At 69.1% G+C, this 18750-nt stretch carries 18 protein-coding genes, 2 tRNA genes and 1 pseudogene; 15 read left to right on the forward strand and 6 right to left on the reverse strand.

What is annotated here, in order from left to right; all coding sequences use genetic code 11:
- The first annotated feature begins 31 nt into the window (after positions 1 to 31).
- The 3 genes from gyrA (at position 32) to OG623_RS17385 (ending at position 3515) form a co-directional block, all read left to right on the forward strand.
- Positions 32 to 2659, forward strand: coding sequence for a DNA gyrase subunit A (gyrA, locus tag OG623_RS17375; RefSeq protein WP_406147525.1), 2628 nt, complete (start codon positions 32 to 34; stop codon positions 2657 to 2659).
- 93 nt (positions 2660 to 2752) lie between these two features.
- Positions 2753 to 3367: a DUF3566 domain-containing protein gene (locus OG623_RS17380; protein ID WP_406147526.1), complete on the forward strand. Its 615-nt coding sequence runs from the start codon at positions 2753 to 2755 to the stop codon at positions 3365 to 3367.
- 71 nt (positions 3368 to 3438) lie between these two features.
- Positions 3439 to 3515 (forward strand) — tRNA-Ile (locus OG623_RS17385).
- A gap of 229 nt (positions 3516 to 3744) precedes the next feature.
- Here the strand turns inward: OG623_RS17385 and OG623_RS17390 are convergent.
- The gene (locus tag OG623_RS17390; RefSeq protein WP_406147527.1) at positions 3745 to 4104 is read right to left on the reverse strand and encodes a DUF6344 domain-containing protein; all 360 of its coding nucleotides are present in this window, start codon (positions 4102 to 4104) and stop codon (positions 3745 to 3747) included.
- Positions 4105 to 4386: 282 nt separating this feature from the next.
- Here OG623_RS17390 and OG623_RS17395 point away from each other — a divergent pair, with 282 nt between their 5' ends.
- The 3 genes from OG623_RS17395 to OG623_RS17405 all read left to right on the forward strand — a co-directional run bounded on the left by OG623_RS17395 (position 4387) and on the right by OG623_RS17405 (position 6536).
- Positions 4387 to 4521: a DLW-39 family protein gene (locus OG623_RS17395; protein ID WP_003958712.1), complete on the forward strand. Its 135-nt coding sequence runs from the start codon at positions 4387 to 4389 to the stop codon at positions 4519 to 4521.
- Between the two features lie 495 nt (positions 4522 to 5016).
- Entirely contained in the window at positions 5017 to 5187 is a 171-nt protein-coding gene (locus OG623_RS17400) for a hypothetical protein (RefSeq protein ID WP_406152141.1), read from the forward strand.
- Positions 5184 to 6536 carry a hypothetical protein gene (locus OG623_RS17405; RefSeq protein ID WP_406147528.1) on the forward strand — a complete coding sequence of 451 codons (1353 nt, stop codon included), beginning with the start codon at positions 5184 to 5186 and terminating at the stop codon, positions 6534 to 6536. The genes OG623_RS17400 and OG623_RS17405 overlap by 4 nt, the downstream gene beginning before the upstream one ends.
- Before the next feature lie 46 nt (positions 6537 to 6582).
- On the opposite strand, the gene OG623_RS17410 is transcribed toward OG623_RS17405, so the two are convergent.
- Both OG623_RS17410 and OG623_RS17415 read right to left on the reverse strand, forming a co-directional pair.
- The gene (locus tag OG623_RS17410; protein ID WP_406147529.1) at positions 6583 to 7977 is read right to left on the reverse strand and encodes a serine/threonine protein kinase; all 1395 of its coding nucleotides are present in this window, start codon (positions 7975 to 7977) and stop codon (positions 6583 to 6585) included.
- A gap of 105 nt (positions 7978 to 8082) precedes the next feature.
- Positions 8083 to 8631, reverse strand: coding sequence for a DNA-binding protein (locus OG623_RS17415; protein WP_362886289.1), 549 nt, complete (start codon positions 8629 to 8631; stop codon positions 8083 to 8085).
- A gap of 170 nt (positions 8632 to 8801) precedes the next feature.
- Here OG623_RS17415 and OG623_RS17420 point away from each other — a divergent pair.
- Together OG623_RS17420 and OG623_RS17425 are read left to right on the forward strand one after the other, a co-directional pair.
- A tRNA-Ala gene (locus OG623_RS17420) sits at positions 8802 to 8874 on the forward strand.
- Between the two features lie 227 nt (positions 8875 to 9101).
- Positions 9102 to 9230: pseudogene (locus OG623_RS17425) on the forward strand (LuxR C-terminal-related transcriptional regulator); the annotation flags it as partial.
- A 154-nt stretch (positions 9231 to 9384) separates the two neighbouring features.
- Here OG623_RS17425 and OG623_RS17430 read toward each other — a convergent pair.
- Positions 9385 to 10107 carry a DUF5324 family protein gene (locus OG623_RS17430; protein WP_406147531.1) on the reverse strand — a complete coding sequence of 241 codons (723 nt, stop codon included), beginning with the start codon at positions 10105 to 10107 and terminating at the stop codon, positions 9385 to 9387.
- A gap of 347 nt (positions 10108 to 10454) precedes the next feature.
- Between OG623_RS17430 and OG623_RS17435 the strand changes: the two genes are divergently transcribed.
- Both OG623_RS17435 and OG623_RS17440 read left to right on the forward strand, forming a co-directional pair.
- Positions 10455 to 10982 (forward strand): peptidylprolyl isomerase, encoded by a 528-nt coding sequence (locus OG623_RS17435; RefSeq protein WP_406147532.1) that lies wholly within the window; start codon positions 10455 to 10457, stop codon positions 10980 to 10982.
- Positions 10983 to 11147: 165 nt separating this feature from the next.
- Complete coding sequence (locus tag OG623_RS17440) at positions 11148 to 12062, forward strand: rhomboid family intramembrane serine protease (RefSeq protein ID WP_406147534.1); 915 nt, start codon at positions 11148 to 11150, stop codon at positions 12060 to 12062.
- 243 nt (positions 12063 to 12305) lie between these two features.
- Here the strand turns inward: OG623_RS17440 and crgA are convergent, their stop codons facing one another.
- Positions 12306 to 12560 carry a cell division protein CrgA gene (gene crgA / locus OG623_RS17445; RefSeq protein ID WP_362886269.1) on the reverse strand — a complete coding sequence of 85 codons (255 nt, stop codon included), beginning with the start codon at positions 12558 to 12560 and terminating at the stop codon, positions 12306 to 12308.
- A gap of 178 nt (positions 12561 to 12738) precedes the next feature.
- On the opposite strand from crgA, the gene OG623_RS17450 reads away from it, so the two are divergent.
- The 5 genes from OG623_RS17450 to OG623_RS17470 all read left to right on the forward strand — a co-directional run bounded on the left by OG623_RS17450 (position 12739) and on the right by OG623_RS17470 (position 16556).
- The gene (locus tag OG623_RS17450) at positions 12739 to 13464 is read left to right on the forward strand and encodes a DUF881 domain-containing protein (protein WP_406147536.1); all 726 of its coding nucleotides are present in this window, start codon (positions 12739 to 12741) and stop codon (positions 13462 to 13464) included.
- A gap of 76 nt (positions 13465 to 13540) precedes the next feature.
- On the forward strand, positions 13541 to 13729 hold the full coding sequence (locus tag OG623_RS17455) for a hypothetical protein (protein WP_362886265.1): 189 nt from the start codon (positions 13541 to 13543) through the stop codon (positions 13727 to 13729).
- The gene (locus OG623_RS17460; RefSeq protein WP_406147537.1) at positions 13726 to 14364 is read left to right on the forward strand and encodes an aminodeoxychorismate/anthranilate synthase component II; all 639 of its coding nucleotides are present in this window, start codon (positions 13726 to 13728) and stop codon (positions 14362 to 14364) included. Before OG623_RS17455 ends, OG623_RS17460 begins: the two co-directional genes overlap by 4 nt.
- Positions 14361 to 15791 carry a class E sortase gene (locus OG623_RS17465; protein ID WP_406147539.1) on the forward strand — a complete coding sequence of 477 codons (1431 nt, stop codon included), beginning with the start codon at positions 14361 to 14363 and terminating at the stop codon, positions 15789 to 15791. The genes OG623_RS17460 and OG623_RS17465 overlap by 4 nt, the downstream gene beginning before the upstream one ends.
- Before the next feature lie 36 nt (positions 15792 to 15827).
- Positions 15828 to 16556: a class E sortase gene (locus OG623_RS17470; RefSeq protein WP_406147541.1), complete on the forward strand. Its 729-nt coding sequence runs from the start codon at positions 15828 to 15830 to the stop codon at positions 16554 to 16556.
- A 91-nt stretch (positions 16557 to 16647) separates the two neighbouring features.
- Here the strand turns inward: OG623_RS17470 and pknB are convergent, their stop codons facing one another.
- A complete protein-coding gene (gene pknB / locus OG623_RS17475; protein ID WP_406147542.1) occupies positions 16648 to 18612 on the reverse strand; it encodes a Stk1 family PASTA domain-containing Ser/Thr kinase in 1965 nt (654 codons plus the stop codon).
- Positions 18613 to 18750 lie beyond the last annotated feature (138 nt).

Here is an 18750-nt window from a genome sequence, read left to right on the forward strand (position 1 = left end):
AAGCCGCAGCCCGAAAGGACTTTGACCAGCAATGGCCGACGAGAACACCCCTGTGATGCCCGACGAGGAGCCCGCCGTCCCGGGCGTCGGCATGCGTGTCGATCCCGTGGGGCTCGAGACGGAGATGCAGCGCTCCTACCTCGACTACGCGATGTCCGTCATCGTGTCGCGTGCGCTGCCCGACGTGCGGGACGGTCTCAAGCCCGTCCACCGCCGCGTGCTGTACGCGATGTACGACGGCGGTTACCGGCCCGAGAAGGGCTTCTACAAGTGCGCCCGTGTCGTCGGTGACGTCATGGGTACGTACCACCCGCACGGCGACTCCTCGATCTACGACGCGCTCGTGCGGCTGGCACAGCACTGGTCGATGCGCATGCCGCTGGTGGACTCCAACGGCAACTTCGGTTCCCCGGGCAACGACCCGGCCGCGGCCATGCGGTACACCGAGTGCAAGATGATGCCGCTGTCCATGGAGATGGTCCGGGACATCGACGAGGAGACCGTCGACTTCCAGGACAACTACGACGGCCGCAACCAGGAGCCGACGGTTCTGCCGGCGCGCTTCCCGAACCTCCTGGTGAACGGCTCCGCGGGCATCGCGGTCGGTATGGCGACCAACATCCCGCCGCACAACCTGCGTGAGGTCGCCGCCGGCGCCCAGTGGTACCTGGAGCACCCGGAGGCCTCGCACGAGGAGCTCCTGGACGCCCTCATCGAGCGGATCAAGGGCCCGGACTTCCCGACCGGCGCGCTGGTCGTGGGCCGCAAGGGCATCGAGGAGGCGTACCGCACGGGCCGTGGCTCGATCACCATGCGGGCGGTCGTCGCGGTCGAGGAGATCCAGAACAGGCAGTGCCTGGTCGTCACGGAGCTTCCGTACCAGACCAACCCCGACAACCTCGCGCAGAAGATCGCCGACCTGGTCAAGGACGGCAAGGTAGGCGGCATCGCCGACGTCCGCGACGAGACGTCCTCGCGTACGGGGCAGCGGCTGGTCGTCGTGCTGAAGCGTGACGCGGTCGCCAAGGTCGTGCTGAACAACCTCTACAAGCACACCGACCTGCAGTCGAACTTCGGCGCGAACATGCTGGCGCTCGTCGACGGGGTGCCGCGCACGCTGTCGATCGACGCGTTCATCCGGCACTGGGTGACGCACCAGATCGAGGTCATCGTCCGGCGTACGCGGTTCCGGCTGCGCAAGGCCGAGGAGCGGGCGCACATCCTGCGTGGCCTGCTCAAGGCGCTCGACGCCATCGAGGAGGTCATCGCCCTCATCCGTCGCAGCAACACCGTGGAGATCGCGCGTGAGGGCCTGATGGGCCTGCTGGAGATCGACGAGATCCAGGCGAACGCGATCCTGGAGATGCAGCTGCGCCGCCTGGCCGCGCTGGAGCACCAGAAGATCACCGCCGAGCACGACGAGCTCCAGGCGAAGATCAACGAGTACAACGAGATCCTCGCGTCGCCGGCGCGGCAGCGGCAGATCGTCAGCGAGGAGCTGGCGGCGATCGTCGACAAGTTCGGCGACGACCGGCGCTCGAAGCTCGTGCCCTTCGACGGCGACATGTCGATCGAGGACCTCATCGCCGAGGAAGACATCGTCGTCACCATCTCGCGCGGCGGCTACGTCAAGCGCACGAAGACGGACGACTACCGCTCGCAGAAGCGCGGCGGCAAGGGCGTGCGGGGCACGAAGCTGAGGGAGGACGACATCGTCGACCACTTCTTCGTGTCGACGACGCACCACTGGCTGCTGTTCTTCACGAACAAGGGCCGTGTCTACCGGGCCAAGGCGTACGAACTGCCGGACGCCGGCCGGGACGCGCGTGGCCAGCACGTCGCGAACCTGCTGGCCTTCCAGCCGGACGAGCAGATCGCGCGGATCCTCGCGGTCCGCGACTACGAGGCCGCGCCCTACCTGGTCCTGGCGACCAAGGGCGGTCTGGTGAAGAAGACCTCGCTCAAGGACTACGACTCGCCGCGCTCCGGTGGCGTCATCGCGATCAACCTCCGGGAGACGGAGAGCGGCGAGGACGACGAGCTGATCGGTGCGGAACTGGTGTCGGCCGAGGACGACCTGCTGCTCATCAGCAGGAAGGCACAGTCCATCAGGTTCACCGCGACGGACGAGGCGCTCAGGCCGATGGGCCGCGCCACCTCGGGTGTCAAGGGCATGAGTTTCCGCGAGGGCGACGAACTGCTCTCGATGAATGTTGTCCGGCCCGGTACGTTCGTGTTCACTGCCACCGACGGCGGGTACGCGAAGCGGACCGCTGTCGACGACTACCGCGTCCAGGGCCGTGGCGGCCTGGGTATCAAGGCCGCCAAGATCGTCGAGGACCGTGGTTCGCTCGTCGGCGCACTGGTGGTGGAGGAAGCGGACGAGATCCTCGCCATCACGCTCGGCGGTGGTGTGATTCGTACGCGAGTCAATGAAGTCAGGGAGACGGGCCGTGACACCATGGGCGTCCAACTGATCAATCTGGGCAAGCGTGATGCCGTCGTCGGTATCGCGCGCAACGCCGAGGCCGGTCGCGAGGCCGAAGAGGTCGACGGGACCGATGAGGCCGAAGGCGCCACGGTCGAGGCCGATGCCACGAGCGTGGTCGAGGGCACAGTCGAGGGCACGGCGCCTTCGGCCGGTGAGCACGAGGAGTAGAGCGTGAGTGGAGCCACGGGCGCCGGGTCGGCCGCTTCCGGAGCAGGCGCGCACGGCGCCCGTGGCCCTGCCACGGACTCCCAAGGGGGCACTGTGACGGACACTCGGGGACCTCAGCCGCAGTACGAGGGGTACGCGACCGGGCCACTGCCCGGTGAGCGTGAGCCCGCGCAGGGCCAGGCTGGGCCCTATCACCCGCCGCAGGCGTACCAGTCCCCTGTGGGCGGTACGCAGGGCGGCGGAGGCACACAGGGTGGTGGGACGCACGGCGGCGCACAGGGCGTGGGCGGCCCGCAGGGGGCCCGGCTGCCCCGGACCGGTGCGCGGACCACTCCGCGCACCCGTAAGGCGCGTCTGAGGGTGGCGAAGGCCGATCCGTGGTCGGTGATGAAGGTCAGCTTCCTGCTGTCCATCGCACTCGGCATCTGCACGGTGGTGGCGTCCGCGGTCCTGTGGATGGTCATGGACGCGATGGGCGTCTTCGAGACGGTGGGCGGCACGATCAGCGAGGCCACCGGTTCGAACGAGAGCAACGGCTTCGACCTCCAGTCGTTCCTGTCGCTGCCGCGCGTCCTCATCTTCACCTCGGTCATCGCGGTGATCGACGTGGTGCTGGCCACCGCGCTGGCGACGCTGGGCGCGTTCATCTACAACCTCTCGGCGGGCTTCGTGGGCGGTGTGGAGCTCACGCTCGCCGAGGACGAGTAGGACGCCGGGTATCGATTTTGGGACTGGCCCCGACGTGCGCTAATCTTCAGAAGTCAGCGCAGCAGCGCGGCGGGGCTATAGCTCAGTTGGTTAGAGCGCATCCCTGATAAGGATGAGGCCACAGGTTCAAATCCTGTTAGCCCCACCAGCACGAAAGGCCCCTCACCGGAGACGGTGGGGGGCCTACGTCGTACGTCGGGTGCGTGCGTGCACATGGGAATGGCCAATGGCCTTCTGGCGGGTGTCTGTACGCGTACGGGGACGCGTTACCGGCACGCGCAAAGGGCCCCGCAGGTGCAGGGCGTGCGTACGGGCACATGGAAAAGGCCCCCGCCGGTGTGTACCGGATCAGGGGCCTGGGGGCGTCAGCGGCGCCCTCAGGGTGGGAGAGGGGCTGAGCCCCCGGCAGGTGTGGCGCTGTGTGCGGAGTGGGTGCTGTGCGTCGCGTGCGCGGCGTCCGTGGTGTCGGTGGACAGCTGGCGGGTGGCCGGTGAAGAGCCGTGGGCCTCGGCGCGGATGCGCTGCTTCATCGTGGGTGGCAGCGCCCTGTCACGCGGAAGGGTCCATCGCACCGACGGCGTGGTCGCGGTTGCCGGGTTCGCACCCGTGTGCTCGTGGCTCGTGACCGTCGGCTCCGCGGCCGTGGCCTGGGCGGTGGCGAGGCCCAGCGACGCGAGAAGTGCGAAGAAGGCGGTGATGAAGGCGGTCCAGATGCTCTTGACCCTGAAGGTGCTCATGGCCCCTCGCTTTCAGGTGGTCCGGTTTGCTTACCTTTCCGATGATGTGGATCCGGGCCCTGGAAACCGGGACCGACGCCCCCGCTGCGTCGATCTTCCGATGAACACCACTCTTATGGTTCAACCGGCTCGGAAAAGCCGTCCCGGGGGGTGTGGGGAGGGTTCGACAGGGGTCGGGAGCGGCCGATGGCCGGGTGCCGGGGAGGTCACCGATCGGTATCGGCCGGTGTGTATAGTCGGGCGCCAGAAGTCCCTTACGTCAAGGAAAGACGAGGTCGCGCGGTGAAGAAGCTTCTCCTGGTCGCACTGGCCGCCATCGGCGGGCTCCTCGTGTACCGCCAGATCCAGGCGGATCGCGCCGAGCAGGATCTGTGGACGGAGGCGACCGACTCCGTGCCCGCAGGTTCAGGTGTGTGAGACGGAACAGTCTGCTACAAGCCCCGGTCGCCGAGCGGCCGGGGCTTTCTGCTGCCCGGGGCCCGCTGTCGCGGGACCGTGACAGCCGCACCCGTGAGTTCACCTCTGTAAATCATTAGCTTGCATGAGCAAAGTGATCGTGAGGTGCGGGTGGCCTGCGGGGAATCCGTGAGTACACGGATTCCGGCAGGGATGCACCGCCGCAGGACAGGAGCGGCCGTCATCGTTGGGGCGGGCAACGGGCGTTACTGCGACGCCCCGGACGCGGGCGCGCTCGCCCGGCAACTCCAGCGGTCCGCGCAGCTCTCGGCCGGCGGGTACCGCCTGAAGGGTGACCGGACAGCCCCTGGGGGCGAAGGTGGCCGAGATCGCCGAGAACCCGCGCATCGGCGTGGTGCTCCGGGTGGCGGTCGTCGGGGACGCGCTGGCCGGCCCCCCCCAGTACGGCTACGGGCCCCGCCCTGGCGGAGAAAGCCGACGGTACCAAGTCGGGCAATGGCGGCAATACGGCTGAGGCCCGCAGACAGCAGTGGTGCGGGCGGGGCAGGATGGACCGGCATCGCGGCCACGGGCGGAGCGGGCGCCCTGGTCGCACTGGTCGCCGGGTTCCTGCTCGTACGCGCCCGGCGCAGGACAGGCAGGCAGACGACGAGGGGACGTGCGTGAACAGGCAGCGCGACAGGGGCCGGGTGACGCACAGGGGCCGGGTGACGCTCGCGGTGATCGCGGCGGTGTGCGCGGCGGCGATGCCGGGGCAGGCGCACGCGGCCGACGGTCCTGCGGCGTACACCTTCGACCCCGCGGCGGCCACGGTGCAGGGGGCGGAGACCAACGCGGACGCGGCGGAGCTGAAGCCCGGGTCGGTCTACCGGAGTTCCATCAAGAACGGCCAGAAGCTCTACTACCGTCTTGAGCTGGACGACAAGACCGATGCGTACGTCTCCGCGGTGGCCGTGCCGAAGACCGGCGGGAAGGTGGCCTACGGCGACGGCATCACGATCAGCATCAGGGATCTCGATGACACGCAGTGCGGCTCCGAGGACGCGAGCTTCGAGTCGGCGGAGTTCCCGCGTCCGATCGCCGCGTACGTCGGCCGGATCGTGGAGAAGGACAGCACCACGTGTGCGGCGAGCGGTACGTACAACGTCCTGATCGAGCGGGAGAGCAAGGCGACGTCGTCCCCCGAGGCCTGGGACCTGGAGCTGCGCTACGAGTCCGAGCCTGCGCCGAAGGACGGTGCGTCCCTGCCGACCGAGGCACCGGAGAACTGGTCCTCGGCCTCGCCGGCCCCGCCGTCCGGACATCGGAAGCGGTCCGGTGGCACCAGTTTCTACGACGCCACCAGCCTGGAGTCCGGTGAGTGGGTCGACGCCATCGAGCCGGGGCAGACCCTCTTCTACCGGGTACCCGTCGACTGGGGCCAGCAGATCTTCACCACGGCCGCGCTGAGCAACAGCGGCAAGTCGACGGAATACCTCGGCAACGCCCTGGCGCTCGCCCTGGACAACCCGATGGGCGGCCATGTCGACGACGCGACCCTGTCGTACTCGGGGGCGCCCAACTCCGTGGCCATGGACCCGTTGCCCCCGGTGGCGTACGAGAACCGCTACGACGCGGGGGCGGACGTCAGCGCCATGCGTTTCGCCGGGTGGTACTACCTCTCGGTGTCCCTCTCGCCCGAGGTCGCCGAGCACTACGGGAACGCCCCCATCGGGCTGACGCTCAAGGTGAAGGTCGTGGGTGACAGCAAGGCGTCGCCCTACCAGGGGGACGCCGGGATCTTCGGGGTCACCGACGGCGACAGGGACATGGCCAGGAGCGGCCAGAGCGCGCCGGAGGCCGGTAGGAGCGACACGATGAGGACGGTCGCCGCTGCGGGAATCGGCGCGGGGTCCGTCCTGGTGCTGGGACTCGGGGCATGGATGCTGCTGGCCAGGCGCCGGGCCGTACCCGCGACGCCGCCGCCGACCCCGGGCGGGCAGCCGCCGTACGGCGGTCCGCCGCAGGCCTGGTAGGGCGCGCTCCAGGAAGGAGCGCCCGCGCTCCAGGAAGGAACGCCGCTCAGGCCTGGGTGAGTGCCCAGATCCCCACCGCGAAGCAGATCAGCGCCACCACGAGCACCGGGACCGTCACCTTCGGGGACGGTCCTGGCCGCTTGACGGGCAACGGCGCGGGCGCGGGCGCCGCCGCGTTCGAGGCCAGCGGGCCCTGGGCCGTGTAGGCGCGGGTGGGCGGCGTCCCGTACGGCACCGCGGAGGTGGCGGCCTGGGAGGGGTCCTGAGCGCCCTCGGAGGCGTAGGGCGACGCCGAGTGCGCCGGAACCGGGGCGGACGGTGTGTGCGGCTGCGCAGGGTGCGGAATCGGCGCGGAGTGCTGCGGGGGCGGGGCGAGATGGAAGCTGCCCGTCTCCGACATCGACGGCGGTGGCCCGTACGGCTGTTGGCCGGGGCCCTGCTGCGGCGCGTAGGGCTGCTGCGAGGGCTGGAGGGCCTGGGGCTGGGCGGGCGCTGTGCCCCCGGCGGCCGGCGCGGACGCCTGAGGGCTGCTGCCGGGTGCGTCGGGCCCTGTGGCGGGTCCCTCGGGGCCCTGGGGGCCGAAGCCCGCGGGCAGCGGACCGATCTGGTCGAACACCTCGACCGGATCGTCGTCAGGTCCGGCGTCCGGCAGCATCTCGACCGCTGCCGTCAGCGCCTTGCGCGCACCCGTGGCCGTACGGAAACGGGCGTGCGGGTCCGGTTGCAGCAGGCCCGCCAGAACCTGCCACAAGGGTTCCGGCACACCGTTCGGTGCGCCCGGGGTGCCGTGCGCGGCGAAGTACTCGATCAGCGCCTGGGAGTCCGGCTTCTGACCCTGCAGCAGATAGAGCGCGACGAGGCCGACGGCGAACAGGTCCGCCGGGAAGTCGGGCTCCGCTCCCATCATCTGCTCGGGTGCGAAGTAACCGGGCGTCCCCACCACGTAGTTGGTCTCCGTGAGCCGGGGCTCACCCTTGCGCATCGAGATGCCGAAGTCGGAGAGCCGCAGATGCGGCCGGCCCGTACCGGTCGCCTCCATCAGGATGTTGGCCGGCTTGATGTCGCGGTGGATGACCCCCTCGGCGTGCACCGTGGACAGCCCGGACAGCAGCTGATCGAGCAGGAGGCAGACGAAGCGCGGGGGGAGCGGGCCGTAGTCGCCGATGACATGGGCCAGCGACCCCCCGCTGACCAGGTCCATCGTGAACAGGACCTTGTCGTCGTCGGCGGCCCAGCTGGCCGGGGCGAGCACATGCGGATGCTCGATCCGCAGGGCCTGCTCACGGACGAAGCGCAGTAGCGTGTGCGCGTCGCTCTGCTGCAGGACCTTGGCCGCCACATACCGGCGGCGGCGGTGGTCCCAGGCGCGCCAGACGGCGCCGACCCCACCCCGTCCGATCGGATCGACCAGCTCGTACCGACCAGCGAAGACCTCACCCATTGCGCTGCGCCCGCTCCCGTTCCCGTTTCGGTTCGTGCCCCGGCTGTCGGGATACTGCCACGGCCCCGCCCCCCTGGGGACGCCCCCGGGGCGCTGGAGTCCGTGCTAGCTCTGGTGGCCTTCGTAGTGCGCGACCGCGTCCGCGGTGCGTCCCGCTCCGTACACCCGGAGGAACTCTGCCAGCTCGGGGTGGGCCGGGGCGAGGGAGTCCGCCGCATCGATGATGTCGCCGGCCGCCGACACCGACCGCAGCAGCGACTGGATCTCGCGGACCACACGACGCACGGTGGGGGCTCCACCCGTGGACGAGGTCTGACCGGTGTGGGTGAGGACCGATCCGCCCTGCGACTTCTTGATCTCTTCCATTCGGTCGGCCGCCTCTCCCGCGCTGACGCTGCCGTCCGCGACCTGGCTCGCGAGCTCCTGAAGGGCCTGGACCCGCTGTACGACAGCGGGGTTGCCGATCTTGGCCCGCTGTCCGCTCATCAGCTGGGACAGCATGGGGGCGGACAGCCCGAGCACGGCCGCGAGGCGTGCCTGGTTGAGGCCGAGGTCATCTATCAGCCGGCGGAAGAGCGCGCCCAACGGCTCTCCGTACCAGCTGCGCTGGAGCTCCCGGGCTCTGGCCGTCGCCTCTTGCTGCGCTGCATCCATTGCGTCTCCCCTTCGCTGCGGCTTCGCTGCTGCGAACCTCGTCCTGCATCTTACGGAGCGCCGTTGCGAGCCGGGAGCCCCAATCTTTTTGGAGGATTCGGGGGGTCACCCGGTACTCTGTACTGCGACGGACATCGCGGCAGGGATGTGTCCTGCGGTGTTCTGTATTCGGGGCCTTAGCTCAGTTGGTAGAGCGCTGCCTTTGCAAGGCAGATGTCAGGAGTTCGAATCTCCTAGGCTCCACATCTAGGAACCCCTCTGACCTGCGGAAACGCGGTCGGAGGGGTTCTTTTGTCCCGATTCTCTGTGCTGATACGTCAGCACCACGGGCATGGTCGAATCCGTCAGCCGAGGTGTCTGCGCGTCCACCGGACGCACAGCGCACCGAGGGCGACGGCGAGACCGAGGAAGACACCGGTCTCCGCCCATTGCAGGGTCCAGAAGGTGTCGGCGGCCTGATACGTGACGCGACCACGGTCAAGACCCACGTCTCCCGCATCCTGGCCAAACTCCAGCTGCGCGACCGGGTCCAGGCGGTGGTTCTCGCCTACGAGACCGGTCTGGTGAGGGCGGGGGAAGACGGTTCGACGAGGGGCTGATGCCCGCTGGCCCGTCGCGCTGACGTGTCTCCTTCCGATTCCTCGGCGTTTCCGGCCCGCCCCGCGTGGTGTTTCACGTGAAACAGAGAGGGGCGCCGGAGACCATGTGGTCTTCCGGCGCCCCTCTCCGCTGTCGGTCCAGGGTGGGCCGTGCTCAGCCGCGGTTGTCGCCGTCGCCCTTCGCGGTGTCCGATCCGGCTTCGTCCTTGGCCTGCTTGGCGCGGACCTCCGGGTCGAGCACGGTCGAGCCGCTGCCGTCGACCGAGGTCAGAGGCGCACGGTCGTCGGCCACCTCGGTGGGAGCGGGGGGCTCGACCAGCCAGTCCGGGTTGGCCTGCTTGTCCCACCACTTCCAGGCGGCAAAGGCTCCGCCGGCCAGGGCGCCCAGCACGAGGAGGCCCTTGGCCGCCCGGCCTGCCTTGGCCCGCCGCTCGTGCTTGCGCACCAGTTTCTGGATCTCCTGGGCGGTCACCTGGCCACGGAGAGCCGCAAGCGCGGCCGTGCTGCGTGCGGTGGCCTCCTCGGCAACGGGCCGGCTCGCCGCCACCGCGTACTCGACCCGCGGCACGGTGTAGTCCGCAGCGGTGCGGGCGGCGTTGCGTGTGCGGGTGGCGGCCCGCTGCGCGGCCTCGTCGACCTTGGGGGGCACATGGGCGAGCGCCTGCTCGATACGTGGTGCGACATACGCGCCGTACTGGACGCGGGCCTGCGCGGCTGCCTTCGACACCTTGGGCGCGAGCCGTGCGCGAGCCTCGGTCGCGTAGTGCGTGGCCTGTTCCTTGGCCGTGTCGGCGTAAGGCGCCACCACTTCCGCGGCGTGCTGCGCGCTGTCCTTCGCCGAGTAGGTTGCGGCGCGCACGCTGTCGATGCGGGTCACGGGATCCTCCTCATTGGTGGCGGGTAGGTACTCCGCCTATCCACCCAATTCGAAATCATGCCCGCCGACGAATGGAGCGCCATGCGGGACGGGCATCCGGGTCATGAACATCATTCTCGGGCAATGCGGTGCAAGGGGAGCGTGTCGCCGACGATGCCACGGTTCGCGCAGGCGCGCTCCGTGTCGTCGGGCAGTTGGCCGCATAAATCCCGCAGTACGTGTGGGAAAGGTGCAGGAAAGCGGGCAAGGAGGTGAGTGCCGCCCATCCCGCGCCGTGACCGTGCGGAGGACCCGGTACCGCGTGCGAGGATCGGTGGTCATCAGCGGAGACTCAGGGAAGGCAGATCGTGGCCGAGGAGCTTTACGCCACTTTGAAGACGAATCTGGGAGACATCGAGATCCGGCTTCTGCCGAACCACGCGCCCAGGACCGTCAGGAATTTCGTCGAGCTCGCCACGGGCGAGCGTGAGTGGACCAACCCGGAGACCGGGCGGAAGTCCACCGACAAGCTGTACGACGGCACTGTCTTCCACCGCGTCATCAACGGTTTCATGATCCAGGGCGGCGACCCGCTGGGCAACGGCACGGGCGGCCCCGGATACGAGTTCGGCGACGAGTTCCACCCGGACCTGGCGTTCGACAAGCCGTACCTGCTGGCGATGGCCAACGCAGGACCCGGCACCAACGGGTCGCAGTTCTTCGTGACGGTGTCGCCCACCGCCTGGCTGACCGGAAAGCACACGATCTTCGGTGAGGTCACCGACGAGGCGGGCAGGAAGGTCGTGGACGCCATCGCCGCGGCGCCGGCCAACCCGCGCACCGACCGGCCGCTCCAGGACGTGGTGATCGAGTCGGTCGTCATCGAGACGCGCTGACCGGAGGGTGGGCCCCGCCGGGGCCGCTGACCTGGCAGGCCGCCCACCGTGCCGGAACCGAGCGGGAACCAACCGCCTTGCTCATCCGTACTGCTACATAGCGGGCGAGCGGGGCGGTCGTATGTGTGCCCCCTGTACGGACGAGGACCGAAGGGGCCGTGACCGATGGACCAGCAGCCGCCGGAAGACCAGGACAGGTCCGTGGCCGCGGGCGGTCCACCCACCTGCTACCGGCATCCGGGCAGGGAGACGGGGATCCGCTGCACGCGGTGCGAGAGGCCGATCTGTACGGACTGCATGATCGGGGCCTCGGTGGGTTTCCACTGCCCCGAGTGCGTCCGTGAAGGCACCGGTACGGGCCACCACCCCGCGGCGAGCCGGCCCCGGACCCTGGCGGGCGGAAGCGTGGCCGCCGACCCCAGGCTGATCACCAAGATCCTTCTCGGTATCAATCTCGCGGTCTTCGTCGCGGTCCTGATCTCCAAGCAGTCCGGATATCCGCTGGTCGACGATCTGCTGCTGTTCGGCCGCGCCTACTCGGGCGATCCGTCGGCCGGCATCGAAGGCGTGGCGGAGGGGCAGTGGTACCGGCTGGTGACGTCGATGTTCCTGCACCAGGAGGTGTGGCACATCGCCTTCAACATGCTGGGGCTGTGGTGGCTCGGCGGGCCGCTGGAGAGCGCGCTCGGCCGCGCCCGCTATCTCACGCTCTACCTGCTCTCCGGGCTGGCGGGCAGCGCTCTCACCTACTGGATCGAGGACCCCGCGCAGGGCTCGCTCGGCGCCTCGGGGGCCATCTTCGGCCTGCTGGGTGCCACGGCCGTGCTGATGCGCCGGATGAACTACGACATGCGGCCGGTGATCGCGCTCCTCGTGGTGAACCTGATCTTCACGTTCAACCCGTGGGGAGCGATCGCCTGGCAGGCGCATGTCGGCGGGCTTGTCGCCGGGGCGCTGATCGGGATCGCCATGGTCCACGCCCCGCGTGAGCGCCGGAATCTCGTGCAGTACGGCACCTGCGCACTGGTCTTCGTGGTGGTCGTGATCGCCGTCCTCCTCAGGACGGCCGCGCTCACCTGAGCGGAATCCGTTGCTCCAGGGGTGCGGTTGTCCACAGAGCGTGCCGGATCTTGTGCATGACGTGGGGAACAGGTGTGCCCCTTGTCGCTGAACCGGGTTCTACCAGCCAGGACAAGGGGCACAGCCTCCCGTGATGCGTAAGTGTGTAGTCACACCGGCGTCAACTTCGAGGGAGGTTATCCACAGATCGTCAGACCTTTTCCCCCACCTGTGGATAACTCTGTGGGTAACTTCAGGGCAGAGCTACTTCCACTGCGTGGAGACGCCGAAGCCACCGGCGATGAAGCCGAAGCCCACCACGATGTTCCAGTTGCCGAGAGCGTCGATCGGCAGATCGCCCTCGGTGACGTAGAAGATCACGATCCAGGCCAGACCGACCAGGAAGAGCGCCAGCATCACCGGCGCCACCCAACTGCGGTTGGTCAGCTTTATGCTCGTCGACTGCTTCGTCGGCGGGGGCGTGAAATCTGCCTTCTTGCGGATACGTGACTTCGGCACGAGGGACTCTCCTGTCGATGCGCTGCGTGACCGCGCAGGGATCTGTGGCTGGCGCCGGGGCGCGAGGGGGAATGCTGCCTCCCCGGGGCGTCCGTTAGCGTAGTGCTTCCGTGGCGCCTAAGGAGATAAGGGTACGTTGAGCAATTCTGCCGACTCTCCCCGAGGTCCGGCCCGGCGTATGTCCCGGTGGCCGGTCCAAGGCCTCACCGCTGCCGTTTTCGCCCTGGCCGGGCTCATCTTCGTGACCAGCGCCAATACGGCCAAGGGGACCGACATCCGGACAGACTCCTCCTTGCTCAAGCTCTCCGATCTCATTCAGCAGCGCAGCGAGAAGAACGCGGAGCTGGACGAGTCGACCGCTTCGGTGCGCGAGGACATCGACACCCTCGCCCGGCGTGACGACGGGAGCACCAGCGCCGAGGACGCCCGGCTCGACGCGCTGGAGAAGGCCGCGGGCACCACGGAGGTCACCGGTGCGGCGCTCTCCGTCACGCTGAACGACGCCCCCGCCGACGCCACGGCCAACCCCGGGTACCCCGATCCGCAGCCCAACGACCTGGTCATCCACCAGCAGGATCTCCAGGCCGTGGTCAACGCCCTCTGGGAGGGCGGAGCCCGTGGGATCCAGGTGATGGACCAGCGGCTGATCTCCACCAGCGCGGTGCGCTGCGTCGGCAACACACTGATCCTGCAGGGGCGGGTCTACTCGCCCCCGTACAAGGTCACCGCCGTCGGCGACCGGGGGAAGCTGAAGCAGGCGCTCGACGACTCCACGGCGATCCAGAACTACCAGCTGTACGTGAAGGCGTACGGGCTGGGATGGGAGGTCGAGGAGCACGACAAGCTGAAGCTTCCCGGCTACGCGGGCACCGTGGACCTCCACCACGCACAACCTGTGGGCTGACAGCGGCTTTCCACAGCTGACCCACGCCTGAGCCCGGGCCGTTTAGTCTGGTGCCGTACCGAATGGAGGCAACAGCATGTACGGCTGGATCTGGCGGCATCTGCCGGGCAACGCATGGGTGCGGGGCTTCATCTCGCTCGTGCTCGTCCTGGCCGTTGTCTACGCGCTCTTCCAGTACGTCTTCCCCTGGGCGGAGCCCCTGCTCCCGTTCGGTGATGTGACGGTGGACGGCGATGGCACCAGCGGAGCGGGAGCCGGTCAGTGAGCGCACGCATTCTCGTCGTCGACAACTACGACAGCTTTGTCTTCAACCTCGTCCAGTACCTCTACCAGCTCGGCGCCGAGTGCGAGGTCGTGCGCAACGACCAGGTGACCACGGCGCACGCCGACGACGGCTTCGACGGCGTCCTGCTGTCACCGGGCCCCGGCACCCCCGAGCAGGCGGGCGTCTGCGTCGAGATGGTGCACCACTGCGCGGGGAGCGGGGTGCCGGTCTTCGGCGTCTGTCTGGGGATGCAGTCGATGGCCGTCGCCTACGGCGGTGTGGTGGACCGCGCCCCGGAGCTTCTGCACGGCAAGACCTCCCCCGTGCTGCACGAGGGCGAGGGCGTGTTCGCCGGTCTGCCGTCCCCGTTCACCGCGACGCGCTATCACTCGCTCGCCGTGGAGCCCGCGACCGTCCCGCCCGAGCTGGAAGTCACCGCGCGCACCGCCGACGGCATCATCATGGGCCTGCGCCATCGTGAACACGCGGTGGAGGGCGTGCAGTTCCACCCCGAATCGGTGCTCACGGAGCATGGCCACCTGATGCTCGCCAACTGGCTGGAACAGTGCGGTGACAAGGGCGCTGTCGGGAGATCGGCGGGGCTGGCCCCGGTGGTGGGCAAGGCCGCCGCGTGACCTCACCCCGCCCCCACGCCGGGCAGGAAGGCCCGTACGAACAGGGAGCGTACGAACCGGACGGCACGTTCGAGGCGGCGGTCGAGCAGCTCGCGGACCCGCTCAACGATCCGCTGCCCGGGCAGCACACCTCGCCCTGGTTCCGCGCGGAGAGTGCCCAGTCACTCGGCGGCGAGGCGGGGCAGATGCCACAGGCGGCGGCTCAGGGGCCGGAGGAGCCCCCGGGCGAGTGGTACGACCCGGAGGGGTATCAGAGGGACTGGTACGGGCACCAGGGGCCGGAAACGGCCCCTGCCGCGGGCACTGTGCAGGGGACGGCCGCGCTGTCCGGCCAGGGGACGCCTCCCCCGGCGCAGGCGGCACCCGTCCCCGAGCCGGCGTCTGAACCCACGCTGACGCCCACGCCTTCCACCGGGCCGGCCGCCACCGGGCGGGCCGACGACGCCCTGCCGGTCACCGACGTCCTGCCGGTCACTGACATCCTGCCGGTCCTGAACGACGAGACCGTCGCTCTGCGGACCGCCGATACGCGGAAGGCGTCCCGGGCGGACGGATCCGCCGCCTCCGGCCCCGCCCCCGACTCCGGCCAGGAACCGCCTCCCACGGGCGGCCGGGCGGAGCGGCGGCGGGCGGCGGCGGCCAAGGGGCGTGGCAGACGGCGTGGTGAACCTCAGCGCGCCAAGGAGCCCGAGACGTCGGCGCCCGCGGTCCCGATGTCACGGCTGGAGGCCAGGCGCGCGGCCCGCGCCGCCAAGGACAGCCCGGCCGTGGTCGCCAGCCGGGTCGTCGGCGAGGTCTTCATCACCCTCGGCGTGCTGATGCTGCTGTTCGTCACGTACCAGCTGTGGTGGACCAATGTCCGCGCGGACCAGATCGCCGGCCGGGAGACGAACAGGATCCAGGACGACTGGGCCAACGGCGCGCGCAGCCCGGGGGAGTTCGCACCCGGTAAGGGGTTCGCCATCATGCACATCCCCAAGCTGGACGTGGTCGCGCCGATCGCCGAGGGCATCAGCAAGGAGAAGGTCCTCGACCGCGGCATGGTCGGTCACTACTCCGAGGGCAAGCTGAAGACCGCGATGCCCTCGGCCGAGAAGGGGAACTTCGCGGTGGCGGGTCACCGCAACACCCACGGTGAGCCCTTCCGCTACATCAACAGGCTGAAGCCGGGCGATCCGATCGTGGTCGAGACGCAGGACGCCTACTACACGTACGAGATGACCTCGATCCTTCCGCAGACCTCACCGTCCAATGTGTCCGTGATCGACGAGGTGCCCGCGGGTTCCGGCTTCACCGGTCCGGGCAGGTACATCACACTCACGACATGTACGCCGGAATTCACGAGTACGTACCGAATGATCGTGTGGGGCAAAATGGTCGACGAACGGCCGCGCAGCAAGGGGAAGCCCGACGCGCTCGTCGGCTGACGCGGGCTGGACGACTTCAGGACAGGGACGGGTGCGGTGACAGCGAGGACCGAGCACGAAGAGCGCACCGACGAGCCGGCGGTCCCGGTGCGCCGCAGAGGCCGGCACCCCGTCGCGACGGCGGTGAGCGTCTTCGGTGAACTGCTGATCACCGCGGGTCTGGTGCTCGGCCTGTTCGTCGTCTACTCGCTGTGGTGGACCAATGTGCTCGCCGACCGTGAGGCCGACAAGCAGGGCAACACCATCCGCGACCGCTGGGCGGGCGGTCCCGGAGCGCTGGACACCGGGGACGGCATCGGCTTCCTCCATGTCCCCGCCATGAAGAACGGCGAGGTGCTGGTCAAGAAGGGCACCGACACCGAGACGCTCAACAGCGGTATCGCCGGCTACTACACGGACCCCGTGAAGTCGGCCCTCCCCTCGGACACGGAGGGCAACTTCGCGCTCGCCGCGCACCGCGACGGGCACGGCGCCAAGTTCCACAACATCGACAAGGTGAAGAAGGGCGACGCGGTCGTCTTCGAGACCAAGGACACCTGGTACGTCTACAAGGTCTTCGCGGAGCTGCCGCAGACGTCGAAGTACGACGTCGACGCGATCGCGCCGGTGCCCGAGGAGGCCGGCGTGAAGAAGGCCGGCCGCTACATCACGCTGACGACGTGCACCCCCGTCTACACGTCCAAGTACCGCTACATCGTGTGGGGTGAGCTGGTACGGACGGAGAAGGTCGACCGGGACCGTACGAAGCCGGCGGAGCTGCGGTAGGCGCGCGGAAGAGCTCCGGAACGCCGCAGGGCCCCGGTCACCGTCGAGGTGGCCGGGGCCCTGTCCGTCGCTCTTACGCGCGTCGGTCCGCCTAACCGGGCCAGCCGCTGCGGAAGTCGATGTCCCCGCCCGGCAAGGTCTGCACGTTGACCGCGCTGTCCTTGTCGACCATCTGGCCCGCCTGGGGCTGGAAGCCGATCACCCGTGCGTTGTCGTCGTTCTGCCCCTGCACGTCGCCCAGCTTCAGGCCCGCCTGGGCGAGCGCGTCCTTGGCCTCGGCCAGCGTCTTGTTCTGCAGGTCCGGTACCCCGACCTGCTCCGGCTCGGCAGGACCCTTGGAGACCTTCAGGACGATCTGGACGTCCTTGGACTCCTTGCTGTTCGCCTCGGGGGTCTGCTCGATCACGGTGTCGACGGGCTCATCCGAGTCGACATCGGTCCTGGAGACGTTGATGAAGCCGACGCCCTTCAGCTGGGCTTCGGCGTCGGTGAACGACCTGCCGACCACACCCGGCACGTTCTGGGTGGCCTCCTTGGCCACGGTGATCGTGATCTCCGAGTCCTTCTCGGCCTTCGTCCCGCCCTCGGGGTCCTGGGCGATGACCGTGTCCAGGGTCTTGTCGGACTCGGCCGTCTTGACGTTCACCGTGAAGCCCTTGTCCTCCAGGGCCTTGCGCGCGCTGTCCTCGGACTTCTCCAGGACATCGGGGACCTCGACCTTGGGCGCGCCGGTGGAGACGACGACCGTCACGGTCTCGCCCTTCGCCATCTGGCTGTCCTTGTCCGGGGTCTGGCTGCAGATCTTGCCCTTCTCCTGCGTCTCGCAGGCCTCCTTGGAACCGACCTTCAGCTCCACCTCGGCGTTGTCCGCGAGTTTTTGAGCCTCCGCGACCGTGGAGCCGACCATGTTCGGCACGTCGAGCTTGTCGTTGCCGCCACCGTTGGAGGTGAAGAGCTCACGGCCGATCAGGATCGCGCCGATGAGCACCAGAATGCCCGCGACGATCAGGAGGATCGTCGAGGTGCTGCTCTTCTTCTGGCGCCGGCGGTCGGGGCGGTCGTCGTAGCTGCCGTCCTCCGGATTGACCGGGGGCAGCATGGACGTCTGGGCGCCGCCCGGGTCGGTGGGCCGCAGGGCCGCGGTGGGCTGGTCGTTGCCGTAGGCGTCGTACGCGCCGTAGCCCGCAGCGCCCATGGCCGCCGTGGCCGCGACCGGCTGGCCGTCGAGGCAGGCCTCGATGTCGGCGCGCATCTCGTCGGCCGACTGGTAGCGGTAGTCGGGGTCCTTGGTCAGCGCCTTGAGGACTATGGCGTCCATCTCGGGCGTGATCTCGGGGTCGAAGTTGCTCGGCGGCTGCGGCTCCTCACGCACATGCTGGTACGCGACCGCGACCGGCGAGTCACCGACGAACGGCGGCCGGACCGCGAGCAGCTCGTAGAGCAGGCAGCCGGTGGAGTAGAGGTCGGAGCGCGCGTCGACCTGCTCGCCCTTGGCCTGCTCGGGCGAGAGGTACTGCGCGGTGCCGATGACCGCGGCGGTCTGAGTCATCGTCATGCCGGAGTCGCCCATGGCGCGGGCGATGCCGAAGTCCATGACCTTGACCTGGCCGGTGCGCGTCAGCATGACGTTGGCCGGCTTGATGTCGCGGTGGACGATCTGGGCGCGGTGCGAGTACTCCAGGGCCTGGAGGATCCCGACCGTCATCTCGAGGGTCCGCTCGGGCAGCAGTCTGCGGCCGGAGTGCAGGAGCTCTCTCAGCGTCGACCCGTCGACGTACTCCATCACGATGTACGGGATGGAGACGCCGTCGACGTAGTCCTCGCCGGTGTCGTAGACGGCGACGATCGCGGGGTGGTTGAGCGAGGCGGCCGACTGGGCCTCACGGCGGAACCGGGCCTGGAAGGACGGGTCGCGGGCGAGGTCGGCCCGCAGCGTCTTCACAGCGACGGTGCGGCCGAGCCGGGTGTCGTGGGCGAGGTAGACCTCGGCCATGCCACCACGGCCGAGCACCGAGCCCAGCTCGTACCGGCCGCCGAGGCGACGCGGCTCTTCCATAACTGATCCAGCCCTCTCCGTCAGTCCCGACCGCACCCGTGTGTGGTCCGGCGGTGCGCTGTTCGCGCATACGCTACCGGGCCCTCCCGGCGTGATCGGCCCGCACCCGTCAGCTGATATCCGACCGGTATCCCACTG

Source organism: Streptomyces sp. NBC_01012, assembly GCF_045162755.1.
GTDB lineage: Bacteria > Actinomycetota > Actinomycetes > Streptomycetales > Streptomycetaceae > Streptomyces.